The 17,253-nt window shown below is 67.4% G+C and carries 16 protein-coding genes; 13 read left to right on the forward strand and 3 right to left on the reverse strand.

Annotation, left to right across the window (positions count from 1 at the left end):
• Positions 1-3: 3 nt before the first annotated feature.
• Positions 4-1,461: a pyruvate kinase gene (pyk, locus tag AC1DX5_RS13420; protein ID WP_465171552.1), complete on the reverse strand. Its 1,458-nt coding sequence runs from the start codon at positions 1,459-1,461 to the stop codon at positions 4-6.
• 74 nt (positions 1,462-1,535) lie between these two features.
• Here pyk and AC1DX5_RS13425 point away from each other — a divergent pair, with 74 nt between their 5' ends.
• The 6 genes from AC1DX5_RS13425 (at position 1,536) to AC1DX5_RS13450 (ending at position 4,523) form a co-directional block, all read left to right on the forward strand.
• Complete coding sequence (locus AC1DX5_RS13425) at positions 1,536-1,832, forward strand: DUF1244 domain-containing protein (protein WP_478015943.1); 297 nt, start codon at positions 1,536-1,538, stop codon at positions 1,830-1,832.
• Between the two features lie 64 nt (positions 1,833-1,896).
• Positions 1,897-2,136, forward strand: a complete 240-nt coding sequence (locus tag AC1DX5_RS13430; RefSeq protein ID WP_465171554.1) for a DUF2312 domain-containing protein — start codon at positions 1,897-1,899, stop codon at positions 2,134-2,136.
• A 118-nt stretch (positions 2,137-2,254) separates the two neighbouring features.
• Entirely contained in the window at positions 2,255-2,998 is a 744-nt protein-coding gene (locus tag AC1DX5_RS13435) for a YebC/PmpR family DNA-binding transcriptional regulator (protein ID WP_465171555.1), read from the forward strand.
• 28 nt (positions 2,999-3,026) lie between these two features.
• Complete coding sequence (gene ruvC / locus AC1DX5_RS13440) at positions 3,027-3,521, forward strand: crossover junction endodeoxyribonuclease RuvC (RefSeq protein WP_465175491.1); 495 nt, start codon at positions 3,027-3,029, stop codon at positions 3,519-3,521.
• A gap of 109 nt (positions 3,522-3,630) precedes the next feature.
• Positions 3,631-4,224 (forward strand): Holliday junction branch migration protein RuvA, encoded by a 594-nt coding sequence (ruvA, locus tag AC1DX5_RS13445; RefSeq protein WP_478015944.1) that lies wholly within the window; start codon positions 3,631-3,633, stop codon positions 4,222-4,224.
• Complete coding sequence (locus AC1DX5_RS13450) at positions 4,221-4,523, forward strand: antibiotic biosynthesis monooxygenase family protein (protein WP_478015946.1); 303 nt, start codon at positions 4,221-4,223, stop codon at positions 4,521-4,523. Before ruvA ends, AC1DX5_RS13450 begins: the two co-directional genes overlap by 4 nt.
• 130 nt (positions 4,524-4,653) lie before the next feature.
• Here the strand turns inward: AC1DX5_RS13450 and AC1DX5_RS13455 are convergent, their stop codons facing one another.
• Positions 4,654-5,556, reverse strand: a complete 903-nt coding sequence (locus tag AC1DX5_RS13455; RefSeq protein WP_478015948.1) for a 2-hydroxyacid dehydrogenase — start codon at positions 5,554-5,556, stop codon at positions 4,654-4,656.
• A gap of 59 nt (positions 5,557-5,615) precedes the next feature.
• On the opposite strand from AC1DX5_RS13455, the gene ruvB reads away from it, so the two are divergent.
• The 7 genes from ruvB to ftsH all read left to right on the forward strand — a co-directional run bounded on the left by ruvB (position 5,616) and on the right by ftsH (position 14,816).
• Positions 5,616-6,638: a Holliday junction branch migration DNA helicase RuvB gene (gene ruvB, locus AC1DX5_RS13460; RefSeq protein ID WP_478015949.1), complete on the forward strand. Its 1,023-nt coding sequence runs from the start codon at positions 5,616-5,618 to the stop codon at positions 6,636-6,638.
• A 92-nt stretch (positions 6,639-6,730) separates the two neighbouring features.
• Positions 6,731-7,207: a hypothetical protein gene (locus tag AC1DX5_RS13465; protein ID WP_465171561.1), complete on the forward strand. Its 477-nt coding sequence runs from the start codon at positions 6,731-6,733 to the stop codon at positions 7,205-7,207.
• A gap of 130 nt (positions 7,208-7,337) precedes the next feature.
• On the forward strand, positions 7,338-9,608 hold the full coding sequence (gene ptsP, locus AC1DX5_RS13470) for a phosphoenolpyruvate--protein phosphotransferase (protein ID WP_478015950.1): 2,271 nt from the start codon (positions 7,338-7,340) through the stop codon (positions 9,606-9,608).
• A 110-nt stretch (positions 9,609-9,718) separates the two neighbouring features.
• On the forward strand, positions 9,719-10,624 hold the full coding sequence (locus AC1DX5_RS13475; protein ID WP_465171563.1) for a helix-turn-helix domain-containing protein: 906 nt from the start codon (positions 9,719-9,721) through the stop codon (positions 10,622-10,624).
• 61 nt (positions 10,625-10,685) lie between these two features.
• On the forward strand, positions 10,686-11,675 hold the full coding sequence (locus AC1DX5_RS13480; protein WP_478015952.1) for a hypothetical protein: 990 nt from the start codon (positions 10,686-10,688) through the stop codon (positions 11,673-11,675).
• A gap of 54 nt (positions 11,676-11,729) precedes the next feature.
• Positions 11,730-12,776, forward strand: coding sequence for a tRNA lysidine(34) synthetase TilS (tilS, locus tag AC1DX5_RS13485; protein WP_478015954.1), 1,047 nt, complete (start codon positions 11,730-11,732; stop codon positions 12,774-12,776).
• Between the two features lie 78 nt (positions 12,777-12,854).
• Positions 12,855-14,816 carry an ATP-dependent zinc metalloprotease FtsH gene (gene ftsH, locus AC1DX5_RS13490; protein WP_478015955.1) on the forward strand — a complete coding sequence of 654 codons (1,962 nt, stop codon included), beginning with the start codon at positions 12,855-12,857 and terminating at the stop codon, positions 14,814-14,816.
• Between the two features lie 50 nt (positions 14,817-14,866).
• Here ftsH and AC1DX5_RS13495 read toward each other — a convergent pair whose 3' ends face one another.
• The gene (locus tag AC1DX5_RS13495) at positions 14,867-17,251 is read right to left on the reverse strand and encodes a hypothetical protein (protein ID WP_478015957.1); all 2,385 of its coding nucleotides are present in this window, start codon (positions 17,249-17,251) and stop codon (positions 14,867-14,869) included.
• Positions 17,252-17,253: the final 2 nt, after the last annotated feature.

Below are 17,253 nucleotides of genomic sequence, written 5' to 3' on the forward strand. Positions count from 1 at the left end.
GAACTAGCCGCCATAGCCTTTCAACTCGTCGCCGATCACCCGCACGACGTGCAGCACATTGGTCGAGCCGGGCGTGCGGAACGGGACACCGGCGATGATGATCAGCCGGTCGCCGGCCTTGGCGATATTGTGGCGGATCGCCATGCGCTTGGCCTTGGCGACCATGTCCTCGAAGGATTCAACGTCGCGGGTGTGCACCGCATGCGTGCCCCAGAGCAGGCCGAGCCGCCGCGCCGTCTCGATCTTCGGGGTTAGCACCAGCAGCGGCACCGAAGGCCGCTCGCGTGCGACGCGGCGGGCGGTGGAGCCCGACGAGGTGAAGCAGATGATCGCCGCCGCGGTCACGGTCGCCGCGATGTTCTTCGCCGCCTCGGCCAGCGCGTCAGCGGTGGTGGGGTCGGGGCGGGTGACGGTGAAATGAATTCGGTCGCCGTGCATCGGGTCGCGCTCGACCGCTTCACCGATCGAATTCATCATCGCGACCGATTCGATCGGCCAGGCACCCGCCGCGCTTTCCGCCGACAGCATGATCGCGTCGGCGCCGTCATAGACCGCGGTTGCCACGTCGGAGACTTCGGCGCGGGTCGGGGTCGGCGCGGTGATCATCGATTCGAGCATCTGAGTCGCCACGATCACCGGACGGCCGAGGCGGCGCGCGGTCTCGACGATGCGCTTCTGCAGCGGCGGCACCGATTCGGGTGGCAGCTCGACGCCGAGATCGCCGCGCGCGACCATCACGCCATCGCATTGCTCGACGATCTCCTCCAGCCGGTCGATCGCCGACGGCTTCTCTATCTTGGCCATCAGCGCGGCCTTGCCCTGAATCAGCTTGCGCGCCTCGGCGAGGTCCTCCGGGCGCTGGACGAAGCTGAGGGCGATCCAGTCGACGCCCTGGTCGATCGCGAAGGCCAGGTCGCTGCGGTCCTTTTCGGTCAGCGCCGCCATCGGCACGACCACGTCGGGCACGTTCAGCCCCTTGTTGTTGGACAGCGCACCGCCGACCACCACGGTGGTGACGATCTTCTTTTCCTCATGGCTCTCGACCCGCAGCACCAGCTTGCCGTCGTCGAGCAGCAGCCGTGCGCCCGGCTCGATCGCCTCGAAGATCTCGCGGTGGGGCAGCTCGACCCGGGTCGCGTCGCCCGGCGTCTTGTCGCGGTCGAGGATGAAGGTCGATCCGGTGACCAGCTCGGTGCGGCCGCCCTCGAACTTGCCGACGCGCAGTTTCGGGCCCTGCAGATCGGCGAGGATGGTGGTGGGGCGGCCATATTTCTTTTCGAGACTGCGGATCGCCTGGATCACCGCGACCTTCGAGGCCTGGTCGCCGTGGCTCATGTTCACGCGGAAAGCGTCGGCGCCTGCTTCGAACAGCTTGCCGATCATCTCGGCGGTGCTGCTGGCGGGCCCCAGTGTCGCGAGCACGCGCACCTTGCGCGATCGGGGGCTGATGGCCTTGGTCATGTAACGCGTTCCTCGGCTTGTGCGCGCTTGGCTCTAACCCCTATCACGGGGGGATCAACCGTGGAGCGCGTAAAATGGCCGAATTGGAGACGATCGACGATGCCGTGGCGGCAGCCGCCTTCCGCCGGCTCGTGCTGCATTTGCGCCACCGCAGCGATGCGCAGAATGTCGACCTGATGGGACTCGCCGGATTCTGCCGCAACTGCCTGTCGGACTGGATACAGGAGGCGTCCGACGGCGCGCTCGACAAGGAGGGCGCGCGCGAAGCGATCTACGGCATGCCCTATGCGCAGTGGAAGGCGGACCATCAGGGCGAGGCGTCGCCCGAGCAGCTCCGGCGCATGGCGGAGAGCGTCGCGAAGAATGCGTGACGGGGGCGCCGCGCTGGCTTAAAGCCCCCCACCTTTCCAACGAATCAACCCCGGGGACTATTTCATGAGCGACGTGATCGCCGCCGACCAGCTTCGCCTTTTGATCGAGCGCATCGAGCGGCTCGAGGAAGAGAAAAAGGGCATCGCGGACGACATCAAGGACGTCTACGCCGAATGCAAATCGACCGGCTTCGACACCAAGACGATCCGCACAATCGTCAAGCTGCGCAAGATGGAAAAGCATCACCGCGACGAGGCCGAGATGCTGCTCGACACCTACAAGGCAGCGCTCGGACTCGACTAAGCCACCCTTTTCCGTTCGTCCCGAGCTTGTCGAAGGACTGTTCTTTCTTCTACCTCAGGTGCAGCAAGGGCAGGGCTTCGACAAGCTCAGCCCGAACGGTTAGTTTTCAGGACGTCCCATGGCAGGCCATTCCAAATACAAGAACATCATGTACCGCAAGGGCGCACAGGACAAGAAACGGTCCGCCGCCTTCTCCAAGCTCAGCCGCGAAATCACCGTGGCGGCGAAGATGGGCACGCCCGATCCGGACATGAACCCGCGGCTGCGCGCGGCGGTCAACGCCGCCAAGGCGCAGTCGATGCCCAAGGACAATATCCAGCGCGCGATCGACAAGGCCGAGCGGGGCGACGGGGAGAATTACGAAGAGATCCGCTATGAGGGGTTCGGCCCCGGCGGCGTCTCGCTGATCATCGAAGCGCTGACCGACAATCGCAACCGCACCGCGACCAATGTCCGCACCGCCGTTTCGAAGAATGGCGGCAATCTGGGCGCGAGCGGCTCGGTCAGCCATGGCTTCGACCGGATGGGCCTGATCTCCTATCCGGCGAGCGCCGGCGATGCGGAAAAGGTGTTCGAGGCAGCGCTCGACGCGGGTGCCGAGGATGTCGAATCGGGCGATGATGGCCATGAGATCTGGACCTCGAACGACGCGCTGCACGAAGTGGTGAAGGCGCTGACCCCGGTGCTCGGCGAGCCCGAGGGCGCGAAGCTCGCCTGGAAGCCGCAGACGATGGTCGAGGTCGGCGAGGACGATGCCGGCCTGTTGTTCAAGCTGATCGATGTCCTCGACGAGGATGATGACGTGCAGCAGGTATGGGGCAATTACGACGTGTCCGACGCCGTGCTGGAGAAATTAGGGTGACCTCAATCCTCCCCGGGCCGGGGAGGATATGATCATCCTCGGCCTCGATCCCGGGCTCGGCACGACCGGCTGGGGGCTGATCCGTGCCGATGGCAACCGGCTGTCGCACCTCGCCAATGGCCGGCTGAAGACCGACAGCGCCGCGATGCTCCCCCGCCGGCTGGCGCACCTCGATGCGATGCTGGGCGCGCTGATCGTCGACCATGCGCCCGACGCGGCCGCGGTCGAGGAAGTGTTCGTCAACGCCAACCCGCAATCGACGCTGAAGCTCGGCCAGGCGCGCGGCGTGGTGCTGTGCGCGCTGGCGCGGACGGGGCTGGAGGTCGGCGAATATGCCGCGCGGCTGGTCAAGAAGGCGGTCGTCGGCACCGGCGCGGCGGAAAAGGCGCAGGTCCATGCCATGGTGGGGCGCCTGTTGCCGGGCGTGAAGATCGACGGCCCCGATGCCGCCGACGCGCTGGCGGTGGCGATCTGCCATGCGCATCACATCGCGAGCGCGCGCTCCCTCTCCCGTTCGTCCTGAGCTTGTCGAAGGACTGTTCTTCTCTCTACGGTAGCCAGAAAGAACAGGGGTTGGCCTGCGGCCGGCCTCCGGCTCGACAAGCTCAGCCCGAACGGAAGATTTTTGGCCCATGATCGCCCATCTCAAAGGCCGCCTCGACTCCCTTGGCATCGATCATGCGGTGATCGATGTCGGTGGCGTCGGCTATCTCGTCGGTGCGTCGTCCCGCACCCTGGCCGCGATCGGGCCGGTCGGTGAGGCGGCGATGCTGCACACCGAGATGCTGGTCGCGGAGGATTTTATCCGCCTGGTCGGCTTCGCCACCGCGAGCGAGCGTGACTGGTTCCGGTTGCTGACCGGCGTTCAGGGCGTCGGCGCGCGCGTGGCGCTGGCGATCCTGTCGGCGCTCGACCCGTCCGACCTCAGCCGCGCCATCGCCGCGCAGGACAAGGCGATGGTCGCCCGCGCCAATGGCGTCGGGCCGAAGCTCGCCGAGCGCATCGTGCGCGAGCTGAAGGACAGGATCGGCGGCATCGCGATCGGCGGGGCGAGCCCGGTCGCGGCGAGCGGCGCGGGCGCGGATGCGATCTCGGCGATGCTCAACCTCGGTTTCCGCCCCGCGGAGGCCAGCGCCGCGGTTGCCGCGGCGGAGGAAGAGCTGGGTTCGGGTGCCACGCTGGACGCGCTCGTGCGGCTGGCGCTGCGCAAGGCGTCCAGGGCGTGATCGCGCGGCTGTGGTATGGCGCCGTCCCGGCAGCCAAGGCGGAGGCCTATCTGGCGCATATGCGTGAGGTTGCCCTTCCCGACTATAAGTCGACGCCGGGCAATCTCGGCGCCTGGTGCCTGCACCGGGCCGAGGGCGCGGTGGTGCATTTCCAGATGCTGAGCTTCTGGCCGGACCTGGAAGCGATCAGGCGCTTTGCGGGCGAAGATCATGAGGTCGCGAAATATTACGACTTCGACCGGGATTTCCTGATCGAGCTGGAGCCGCACGTCACGCATTATGAGGTGCATGACGGGTAGGGTGATTCACCCCCCGTTCGCCCTGAGCTTGTCGAAGGGCTGTTCTTCCCTTGGGCGGAAGAAAGAACAGGGCTTCGACAAGCTCAGCCCGAACGGGGAGAGGAAGACCCGTCCAACGCTCGAACAGGGCTCAAGCGATCGGCGTGAGCAGCGGCTTGCCCGCGAAATGCGCGTCGAGATTGGCCACCACCAGCGCCGCCATTTCCGTGCGGCTCTCGACCGTGGCGCTGCCCTGGTGCGGGATGAGCACGACCTGATCCAGCGTCCGGAACGCTTCCGGGACATGCGGCTCGTCGGCGAACACATCGAGGCCCGCGCCACGGATCGTCCCTGCCTCCAGCGCGGCGATCAGCGCAGGCTCGTCGACCAGGCTGCCGCGCGCGACGTTGATCAGCACGCCGTCCTTGCCGAGCCTGGCCAGCACATCGGCATTGACGATGTTGCGCGTCGCGTCGCCGCCAGGCGCGATCAGGATCAGCGTGTCGCACGCTTCTGCCAAAGCGCCGATGTCCGGCACGAAGCGATAGCCCGAGTCCGGCCGCTCGTGCCGGGCGGTATAAAGCACGTCGCTGGCGAACACCGCGGCGCGCTTCGCGATCGCCTGACCGATCGTGCCGAAGCCGAAAATGCCGATTCGCCGACCACTGGAGCGCCGGCCAAGCGGGACGTTCCAGCCGCCTGCGCGAACCGTCCGGTCGTTGAAGGCGAGGCGCCGGTCGACCGCCAGCATCAGCCCGATGGCGAGATCGGCGACATCGTCAGTGAGGATGTCGAGCGTGGTCGTCACCCGCACGCCGCGCGCGCGGACCGCGTCGAGATCGATCCGCTCATAGCCGACGCCATTGACCGAGACGATCTCCAGCGCGGGCAGCCGGTCGAGCAGCGCCTGGTCGACCACCACCGATCCGCCGCCGACGATGGCGCGCGTTGTCGGTGGCGGATTGTCGCGGTGCACGACGAAGCGTTTTTCCAGCTCGTCCATCAGGGGGCCGGCCATCGCGGCGGGGAGATACAGGTCGGGAAGGTCGTTCATTGCGCCCTCATAGTGCGCGCGCCTTGCCCCCGCCAGCGTCGGCGCGCTATCGCCGCTCAGTGAGTGACAGCGACCGCCTTATCACGCCCGGACGCAAGCCCGAGGATATCGACGCGGCGCTGCGTCCGAAGTCGCTCGACGAGTTTGTCGGGCAGAAGGCGGCGCGGGAGAATCTGCGCGTCTTCATCTCGGCGGCGAGATCGCGCGGCGATGCACTCGATCATGTGCTGTTCTTCGGCCCGCCCGGGCTCGGCAAGACCACGCTGGCGCAGATCATCGCGCGCGAGATGGGCGTGGGGTTCCGCGCCACCTCCGGCCCGGTCATCGCCAAGTCGGGTGACCTCGCCGCGCTGCTGACCAATCTCGAGGATGGCGACGTGCTGTTCATCGACGAGATCCACCGCCTCGCGCCCGCGGTCGAGGAAGTGCTCTATCCCGCGATGGAGGACCGTGCGCTCGACCTGATGATCGGCGAAGGACCTTCGGCGCGCTCGGTCAGGATCGATCTGCCGCGCTTCACTCTGGTCGGTGCGACCACGCGCCAAGGCCTGCTCACCACGCCGTTGCGCGACCGGTTCGGCATTCCGGTGCGGCTCCATTTCTATACCGTCGACGAGCTGGAAAAGGTCGTCACCCGGGCGGCGGCGTTGCTCGACCTGCATGTCTCGCCCGATGGCGCGCACGAGATCGCGCGCCGGTCGCGCGGCACGCCGCGCATCGCCGGGCGGTTGCTGCGGCGGGTGCGCGATTTCGCCAATGTCGCCGGGCGCGAGACGGTCGACGCGGTGGCGGCGGATGCGGCGCTCAACCGGCTCGAAGTCGACAAGCTCGGGCTCGACGCGATGGACCGGCGCTATCTGATGATGATCGCCGATGTCTATCGCGGCGGGCCGGTCGGGGTGGAGACGCTGGCGGCGGGCCTCAGCGAGCCGCGCGACACGGTCGAGGAAGTGATCGAGCCCTATCTGATCCAGTTGGGCCTGATCGCGCGCACCGCCCGGGGCCGGATGCTCAATGCGGGGGGGTGGAAACATCTTGGGCTCAATCCACCGGCCAGTACGCAGGATGGGCTGTTCGACTAGCCTGGAGCGCTTGTCCTCGGTTGAACGCCTCTGTCGACCTCGCGATTTTACCACTACGCTCCATCCGTTCTTGACTATTCCGAGGACTCGCGATGCTCACAGTGATGGCGATAGTGCTGCAAATAGCTGCGCCGCCCATTGACCCGTTTGCAGATCGTGCCTGGGGCCACTTCTCGCGAAGCCCCACGCTGGAGCATCGGACCGAAACGGTTGATATCGGGACCGACGGGAACGCGGGCGGCGTCGTGCAATATAAGCTGCGGCTGACGCAGCGCTTTCGTGACGGCTCTCTCACACGCGTTTGGGCCGACAGCCGGAGTTGCCCCGCCGTACATATGGTGATGGCGCGGCTTCGCGCCCTGAAGCCGCCGGCGATCGTGCCGCCCGGCCTCGGACCCGCGCCGACCGAAATTCTGGTTGACGGAATCGGCTATGGACTCACGATGCCGGTCGAGGATCAGCTTGGGCTCAGCCGCATGACGTGGACGAGCGATGTCGGCACGCCGCTTGCGGACTGGGTCGAGGATAGCCTCGCGCGCTTGAAATCATGCTGGAGGCCCAAGCCCTGAGCGCGGTGTGGCTGGTATCCGCAGCGGCGAGCAGGGCCGTGGCGAGCGGTGATCGCCACTTCTTCCCGGAACAGCAATCATGTTGCGCAGCATTATGGCCCAGCCCTTCACAATCTGTTAGCGCCAGATCATGCCCAGCGCCGCCGCCTCCGCCCGTGAGATCCTCGTCCGCCTCCACGACCTGATGGCGTCGCGCACCACGGCGCAGGCAAAGCTCAATTCAGTGGTGCAGATCGTCGGCGAGGCGATGTCGAGCGAGGTCTGCTCGATCTATCTGCTGCGCGACGGCGTGCTCGAACTCTACGCCACGCGCGGGCTGGCGCAGGAGGCGGTGCATGTCACCAAGCTCGCCATGGGCGAGGGGCTGGTCGGCACGATCGCGCAGGAAGTCGAGACGCTGAACCTGGACGAGGCCGCGTCGCACCCCGATTTCGCCTACAAGCCCGAAACCGGCGAGGAGAAATTCCACAGCTTCGCCGGCGTTCCGATCATCCGGCGCGAACGTGCGGTGGGTGTGCTGTGCGTCCAGCATGCCGATCCCCATAAATATGACGATGTCGAGATCGAAGCCCTGCAGACCGTCGCCATGGTGCTGAGCGAGCTGATCGCCAATGCCGATCTCGCCGATGCGAGCGGCGGCGCCTCGGCGCGTCCGCAGTCCACCGCGCCGATGCGCATCCCGGGCCTCAAGCTCGTCGATGGCATGGCGTCGGGCTATGCCGTCTATCACCAGCCGCGCATCACCATCGAGCATACCGTCGCGGACGATACCGAGGCGGAGCGCCACCGGGTCTATGCCGCGTTCGACAAGATGCGCGAGCAGATCGAGCGCATGGCGGCACAGGCCGAGTTCGGCGTGGGTGGCGAGCATGACGAGGTGCTGCAGACCTACAAGATGTTCGCCTATGACGAGGGCTGGAGCCGCCGGATCAACGAGGCGATCGATTCCGGCCTGACCGCCGAGGCAGCGATCGAGCGTGTGCAGCAGCGCACCCGGATGCGCATGCGACAGATCGACGATCCGCTGCTCGCGGATCGCATGCACGACCTGGAGGACCTGTCCAACCGGCTGCTGCGCATCGTTTCCGGCCAGATGGGCACCGCGGCGCAGATGGGGTTGCGGCAGGACACCATCCTGATCGCGCGCAATCTGGGTCCGGCCGAACTGCTCGAATATGACCGTCGCCGGCTGAAAGGTGTGGTGCTCGAGGAAGGCTCGCTCACCGCGCATGTCACGATCGTCGCGCGCGCCATGGGCGTGCCGGTGCTGGGTCGGGTCAAGAGCGTGCGCCAGCTGATCGGCGAGGGCGATCTGCTCCTGCTCGACGTGACCGAAGGCACCGTCTTTGCGCGCCCCTCGGCCGCGATGGAGGAAGCGTTCGAGACCAAGCTGCAGCTTCGCCAGAAGCGCCGCGCCGCCTTCGCCGCGCTCAAGACCGAAGCGCCGATCACCCTGGACGAACACCGGGTGACCGTGATGGTCAATGCGGGTCTTCGCAACGATGTCGCCGCGCTCGACCTGACCGGTGCTGACGGCATCGGCCTGTTCCGCACCGAATTCCAGTTCCTGATCTCGGCGACGCTCCCGGCGCGCGAGCGGCAGCAGCGGCTCTATCGCGACGTGCTCGACGCGGCGGGCGACCGGCCGGTGATCTTCCGCACCGTCGATATCGGCGGCGACAAGGCCCTGCCCTATCTCAACAAGGAAGATGCCGACGAGGAGAATCCGGCGATGGGCTGGCGCGCGCTCCGGCTCGCGCTGGATCGCGGCGGCCTGATGAAGGTTCAGGCCCGCGCGCTGCTCGAGGCGGCGTCGGGGCGCACGCTCAACGTGATGTTTCCGATGGTCTCCGAGCCCTGGGAGTTCGACGAGGCGCGCGGTTTGTTCGAGGCGCAGCGCGACTGGATGGCGGCGCGCGGGCGCAAGCTGCCGGCCGAGATTCGCTACGGCGCGATGCTTGAGGTACCGGCCCTGGCCGAGCAGCTCGACCTGCTGTTGCCCCATATCGATTTCCTGTCGGTCGGCACCAATGATCTGACTCAGTTCCTGTTCGCCGCGGACCGCGCCAATCCGAGGCTTGCCGAACGCTATGACTGGCTGAGTCCGGCGATCCTGCGCTTCCTGCGCCGGCTGGTCGCGCCGACGCGCGCCTCGAACGTCCAGCTCGCGGTATGCGGCGAGATGGGCGGGCGGCCGCTCGAGGCGATGGCGCTGATAGGGCTCGGCATCGACCGGCTGTCGATCACGCCCGCCGCGGTCGGGCCGATCAAGGCGATGGTCCGTTCGCTCGACCGCGCCGCGCTGGTCGCGTTCATGGACGAGCTGCTGGCGAAGCCGCCGCGCGACATGCGCGGGGCGCTGACGGCCTGGGCGGCAAAAAGCGGCGTCGAACTGGCATGATAGTGTGACAGGCAGCACCGCAGGCCGTTGACTCAGCGCAGTCCCTTTGTGAGACACGCGGCGGCGCGGGAAAATCATAGAGGGCGCAACCTGCCTCGCCGGAGAAGATCATGACCGACACCGATTCCGGCGAAGAAGCGACATTGTTCCCCAAGACCGCTGGCGAGCGTCTGCGCGAGGCGCGCGAGGCGCAGGGCCTGTCGCTGGCCGAGATCGCGGCGCGGACCCGCATTCCGATTCGTCAGCTCGAGGCGATCGAGGCATCCAACTTCGCGGCGCTGCCCTCGATCACCTATTCGGTCGGCTTCGCCAAGGCCTATGCCCGGGCGGTCGGCGCCGACGAGGTCGCGATCGCGCGCGACGTACGCAGTCAGAACGACCAGGGCGTGCGCCGCACCGATTATGAAACCTATACGGTGGCCGAGGCCTCGCGGGTGCCGACTGCCGGCATCGCGATCATCGCGTGCATCCTTGCGCTGTTGCTCGCGATCGGCGGGGGGCTCTGGTACGGTACCAGCCTGTTCCGTGCGGAGGAGGCGCCCGCCCCTGTGCTGAGCGAGACCGCCGAAGAGCAGCCGGCGCCCGCCCCGACGCCCACGCCGGCCGCGAGCGGGCAGGTGACCCTGACCGCAACCGACGAGGTGTGGATGCGGGTCTATGACGCGGCCGGCACCACGCTCTACGAAAACACGCTGAAGCCGGGCGACCGCTATGACGTGCCGGCCGATGCGAATAATCCGATGATCAATATCGGGCGGCCGGACAAGCTGCAGGTGATGCTCAACGGGTCGCTGGTGGCGCCGCTCGGCGACGGCAGGGTGGCGATCAAGGACGTGCCGATCGGGGCGGCCGCGCTGCAGGCCCGGGCCAATGGCACGCCCTTGCCGGTCGCACCGGCGGCAGTGGCGCCGACGCGGCGCGCGCGGAGCACGACCGTCGAGCCGGCCCCGACGCCGACCGACGTTGCCGCGCCGCCGGCCTTCGCCCCGGCGCCCGCCCCGACCGCGACACCTTAAGGCTGGCGACAGAATGTCGGTGTCAGCTATAGCCTGACACTCAGGATAGCGGGACGTGTAGATGCGTAATTTCGTGATGATGGCGACGACGGCGATGATGGTGGCGGGGGTTGGCCTCGTGCCGGGTGTCGCCCAGGGCCAGGCGGCGATCGAGGGTCGCGTCGGCCGCCTCGAGAGCGAGATGCGCGCGGTGCAGCGCAAGGTGTTTCCGGGCGGCAGGGATCAGTTCGTCCAGCCCGACATCACCACGCCTCAGCAAAATCCCGACATCCCGGGAAGCCCGGCATCGAGCCCGGTCGCCGATCTCGACGCGCGGGTGAACGCGCTCGAATCGCAGATCACCAGCCTGACCGGCCAGGTCGAGACCAGCCAGTACCGGATTCGCCAGGTCGAGGAGGCCTTTGAGGCGTACAAGCGCACGGTCGATGCCCGGCTGCGGGTGCTGGAAGACAATGCCTCGTCGGCGGGTATGGGCGCGAGCCCGGTCGGTGCGCCGGTGGCCGGCACGGCCGAGGTGGTGACGCCGCGGGCGGGGTCGAGCACGCGGCCACCGGCGGCGACGCCGGGCCGCCCGGCCGCGACGCCACCCGCGCCTGCCAGCGCGGCCAAGGACCCGGTGCGCGCCCAGAAACTGGCGGCGGTCGAGAAGTCGGTCAGCGACGATCCGGCCGAGGATGCCTATCTCTATGGCTATCGCCTGTGGCAGGGCCAATTCTATCCCGAGGCGGAGGCGCAGCTGAAGAAGGTCGTCACGACCTATCCCAAGCACAAGCGCGCCAGCTATGCGCAGAACCTGCTCGGCCGCGCCTATCTCGACGAAGGCAAGCCGTCGCTCGCCTCGATCGCCTTTTACGACAATTACAAGAAGATGCCCGATGGCGAGCGGGCGCCCGACAGCCTTTATTATCTGGCGTCGGCGTTGATGAAGCTCGGCAAGCCGGGCGATGCCTGCAAGGTCTATGGCGAACTGAGCGACGTCTATGCGGCGAAGATCAGCGCGACGATGAAGACCGACATCGCGCGCGGCCGGACCGAGGCGAAGTGCAAGTGACCCGCGCCGGCGGGTCATCCCGGCGCAGGCCGGGATCCAGCTAAGCAAGTGCGCGTGAGCGCGCCGGATACTGTCTCGGTCGATCGATTCCGCAAAGATGTCCACGCGGTGCTGGGGCGTGTCCCGGCGCCGAACGAGCGGATCGCGCTGGCGGTGTCCGGCGGACCCGACAGCATGGCGATGCTGGCGCTGGCCGCTACCGCCTTTCCCGGGCAGGTGATCGCGGCGACGGTCGACCATGGCCTGCGGCCCGAATCCGCTGATGAGGCGGCGATGGTGGCCGGCTGGTGTGCCGGCGCGGGCATTGCGCACCGGAGCCTGCGCATCGCCGTTCCACCCGATGCCGGCGACAATATCCAGGCCTGGGCGCGGCAGGAACGCTATGTGCTGCTGCGGCGCTGGGCAATCGAGTCGGGGGCGGTCGCGCTGGCGACGGCGCATCATGCCGATGATCAGGCCGAAACCTTCCTGATGCGGGCGGCGCGGGGCGCGGGCCTTTCCGGGCTCGCTGCGGTGCGGGCGCGGCAGGAGCTCGACGTGCCGATGTCGGTCGTCGAGGAAGAAATGGGCGTCGCGATCTCCTATGCGCCGCTGCTGCTCGTCAGGCCGCTGCTTGGCTGGCGTCACCGGGAACTGGTGGCGCTGGCGGAGGCGATGGGGCTGCCATTCGTGGACGATCCGAGCAATGACGACGACCGGTTCGACCGGACCCGGTTCCGCCGACTGCTTGGCGCCGCGCCGTGGATCGATCCCGTCCAGATCGGGCGCTCCGCGGCCTATCTGGCGGACGTCGACGCCGATCTGCTCGCGATCAGCCAGTGGCTATGGCAGGAGCGGGCGCTGCCGGCCGGGGATTTCGAGGCGAAGATCGATGTCGGGGGCCTGCCTCGGGCGATCCGCCGCTATCTGGCGCGGATGGCGATCGACCATGTGATCATGATGAACGGCATGGGCGGGGGGCATTGGTCCCGTTCCGCCAACCTCGAATCGCTGCTCGACGCGCTCGAAGCCGGAAAAGCCGCCACCCAGGCCGAGGTGATGGCGTCGGCAAAAGGTGATCTGTGGCACTTTCGTGAGGCTCCGCCGCGCCGATCACACTGATCAACGAAAGCATTGCGTTGTTCCATTGCCATTAACCTCACACCGCTTATCTTGTAGCGTGAAAGGTACCGGATACCCATGAACGAGAATGACAAGCAGCCGAGCCCGGATAGCGGGGGCGGCAACCCCTGGATGAAGAGCCTGTTGATCTGGGTCGGCATCCTCGTCGCGCTTGCGCTGTTCGTGACGCTGATCGACGGTCGCGCCCAGCCGGTGGCGAGCAGCACCATTCCCTATTCGACGTTCCTCGACAAGGTCGAGGCCGGCACGGTCCAGGACGTCAACGTCGCGGGCGAGGTGATCACCGGCACGCTGAAGGATTCGAGCAAGTTCCGCACCTATGCGCCGGCCGATCCCAAGCTGACCGACCGCCTGCGCGACAAGAATGTGACGATCACGGCGCGGCCTGAGGATGGCCCGCCGATCTGGCAATATCTGCTGGTCCAGTCGCTGCCGTTCCTGCTGTTCCTGGGCATCGCCTTTTTCGTGCTGCGCCAGATGCAGAAGAATTCGGGCTCCGGCGCGATGGGCTTCGGCAAGAGCCGCGCGAAGATGCTGACTCAGCGCGAAGGCAAGGTAACCTTCGACGACGTCGCCGGCATCGACGAGGCGCGCGAGGAGCTGCAGGAGATCGTCGAGTTCCTGAAGGACCCGACCAAGTTCGCCCGCCTCGGCGGCAAGATCCCCAAGGGCGCGCTGCTGGTCGGCTCGCCCGGTACCGGCAAGACGCTGCTCGCCCGCGCCATCGCGGGTGAGGCGGGCGTGCCCTTCTTCACCATCTCGGGCTCCGATTTCGTCGAGATGTTCGTCGGCGTCGGCGCCAGCCGCGTGCGCGACATGTTCGAACAGGCCAAGAAGWCCGCGCCGTGCATCRTCTTCATCGACGARATCGACGCSGTCGGCCGCCATCGCGGCGCCGGCCTGGGCAACGGTAATGACGAGCGCGAGCAGACGCTGAACCAGCTCCTCGTTGAGATGGACGGTTTCGAGGCGAACGAAGGCATCATCATCATCGCCGCGACCAACCGTCCCGACGTGCTCGATCCCGCGCTGTTGCGCCCGGGCCGTTTCGACCGCCAGGTGGTGGTGCCGCGTCCGGACATCGAGGGCCGGGTGAAGATCCTCCAGGTCCATATGAAGAAGGTGCCGCTGGCGCCCGACGTCGATCCGCGCGTCATCGCGCGCGGCACGCCGGGCTTCTCGGGCGCCGATCTCGCCAACCTCGTCAACGAGGCGGCCCTGACCGCGGCGCGCAAGGGCAAGCGGCTGGTCGCCATGGCCGAGTTCGAAGAAGCCAAGGACAAGGTCATGATGGGCGCAGAGCGGCGTTCCATGGTGATGACCGAGGACGAGAAGCGCATGACCGCCTATCATGAGGCGGGCCACGCGATCGTTTCGATCCATGAGCCGGCATCGGACCCGATCCACAAGGCGACGATCATCCCGCGCGGCCGCGCGCTCGGCATGGTCATGCGGCTGCCGGAACGGGACAGCTACAGCTATCACCGCGACAAGATGTACGCGAACCTCGCGGTCTCGATGGGCGGGCGCGTCGCCGAGGAAGTGATCTTCGGCTATGACAAGGTCTCGTCCGGCGCGTCGAGCGACATCCAATATGCCACGGGCCTGGCCCGCGACATGGTCACGCGCTGGGGCATGTCCGACAAGCTCGGCCCGCTCGAATATGCCGAGCCCGAGGGCGAAAGCTTCCTCGGCTATTCGTCGAGCCGTCCGGTGCGCATGTCCAACCAGACCGCGCAGCTGATCGACGACGAGATCAAGACGATCGTCGAGGGCGGCCTCAACCGCGCCAAGGAGCTGCTCCACAAGCATCTCGACCAGCTTCATCTGCTGGCCGGCGCTTTGCTCGAATATGAGACTCTGTCGGGCGACGAGATCAAGAAGCTGATCGCCGGCGAGGAAATCGGCCGCATCGACAGCGGCCCCAAGGGCCCGGCGGTGCCGACCGGCGGCACCTCGATCCCGCGCACGCGGCGCCCCAAGGGCCCGTTCGGAACGCCGGCGCCCCAGGGCGCCTGAGATCCTACGGTCCTCAGCTGCCCGGGCGGGTTGCCCGGACGATCCCCATCTCAAGCCGGCGGCTGCACCTTGCGGCCGCCGGCTTTTTCCTGCGCCGGCGGAGGGACGGGCTTGGCATCCCGCGCGCGGCTGAATTCGGCCCGCAAGGTCGCGGCGATATCGTCGAGACTGTCGCTGTCGAGCAGCGCCTGAGTCAGCGCGATCTTTGCGTCGCAGGCGAGCACGTCGCCGCGCTTTCCGTCGAGCCGCTCGATCAGCGCCCGCTGGTCGATGTGCAGCGCGGCCGACGCCCGGCGGACAAGCGTGCTGCCGCTGATGACCCGGCCCCGGGCCATCTCCTCGGGCGTGGCCGAGGTCGTGGAGACGATGTCATAGGTTTGGGCGCTGGCCCGCCGGCGAATCCGCTCGGGTACCATGTCGTCGTCCATCGCGGTCTTTTCCGAGGCGCACAGGGCGGGCTTGGCCCTTCGTAGTGCCTCGAGCCGGTCCATCCGGATTCGCAGCCATTCGACCAGCGGGCCGGTCTGCGCCTCGGGCAATCTTTCGCGAAGCTCCGCGGTGACGAGCGTCCCGATCTGCGCATTGGCCTGATCGCGGGTGATCTCGTTGCTGCGATACCGGACCATCACCGCGCGGATGGCGTCGTAAAGATCGGGATTGCCCTGCCGGACCTGGGAGAAGCCGCTGACATTGGCCTCCATCCGCCTCATATCCGCATCGGCATTCCCAAGGTCGCCACCCAGGACAAAGGGTACGCCGCTGGCGTTGGTCGACGTCCGGGGTTCTGACGGTGGTACCGATGCGCCGAACGCCCAGAAAAAGGCGAGGATCAACAGCGTGCGCGCGATCCAGCGCGGCGGCCCGCCAAAACCGCGTGCCGGCGCGCCGACCAGCGGCACCAGCGCGATGGCGGCGAGCGCCACCGGATAGAAGGGCAGGACCGGCTGCCACCGCTCGCGCAGCAGCCAGATGCCGACGGCTGTGCCGAGCCCGGCGACGATACTGGCCAGGATGATCCATTCGCGGTGCTGCCAGAGCAGATCCTCGATCATGGTCCGCACCGCCGGCCAGGCCCCGATCCGCAGATAGACCAGCAGCGCAGCCATCGTCCCGAGCGCGAAGGCTTCGGCGGGCGCGAGCTGGTCGAACATCACCAGGCCGAAAAAGCCTGCGATGGCAAAGGTCACGGCGCTGCCGCCGATCCGCAACGGGCCCGGTTCGGCGCGCGGGGTCGCGACATAGGCCCAGCCAGCGATGACGATGGCGGGCAGCAGGATCAGCGCCGGCCACCACGGACGCGGCAGCGCCGACGCGACGAAACCGAGCAGCGCATAGGCGATAAGCCAACCCTCGCGCTGCCAGCGCGGGCGGTGCTCCGCCGCGCGCCAGCGTTTCCGCGCCGGCGCGAGAAGGAGCAGGATCGCCACCGGCGTCACGAAGCCGATCGCTGCCATGCCCGCGATCAGCCAGGCTTCGCTCACCACGCCAGTTCCGGCGACGACATAGCCGAGCCACAGCGCCGCCAGGAACGCGATCGGCATCATGGCGAGCATGCCGAGAGTCAGGCGCGGCCTGGCGAGGAAGGTCCGCCAGCGGGCGACCGAATCGCTCTTGAACGAATGATGCAGGCCGGGTGCGACCTCGCCATGATCGCCCAGCAACGTCTCCACCCCGTCGATCATGCCGGGCCGGAACGCGTCCAGCCGCCACGACCACCACGCCCCGGGTGGCCGGGTCAGCGATCGCCAGGCCGGGTGATAGGCATGGCTGTGATGATTGAGCCCCTCGATGATCCGCCATTCGTCGAGCCGGCCGAGCACCGCGGAGATCGACCAGCTCGTCCCGCGCAGATGATGATCGTCGCCGCCCCAGCCGAACGCCTGGATCGATTGCATCAGCACGGCGTCGCTCTGCGGGATGGTCGAGGCGAGCAGGTCGGCGAGCCAGGGCTCGACATCGTCGCGGATACGGATCTCGCCCATGGCCGGCGATGTCAGGATCGCCTCGAGCCGCTCCTCGAGCACGGCGTCGTCGGGACGCCAGGGGCCGCGCAACCCCGCTTCGAGATCGGCCATTGCCGCGCGCAGCGCCGCCAGTTCCTCCTCGCGCCCGGCAAGCATTGCGTCGAGCTCGGGCGTCGCGGGCGCCGGGATCGGATCGCCGGGATCATCGCGCCGCGCGCGCGCGCTCCAGTCATGAGGTGCCGCTTCGGCGGGGTCGCCTTCTATCCCGCCGTCCGCATCATCCTCATCATCGGCCCAGCGGGCGACATAATCATGCTGTTCGAGCGCTGCCTCATAGGCTTCGCGCAATTGCTTGAATCCTTCGGGATCGTCTTCCGGATGCGTGACGCGCAGCTTTTTCGCATAGGCGCGGCGGATGGCGTCGCGGTCGCTGCCCCGGGGAATCTCCAGGACGTCCCAGACGCTGTTCATGG

This window comes from Sphingomonas sp. P2_B6 (assembly GCF_056404755.1).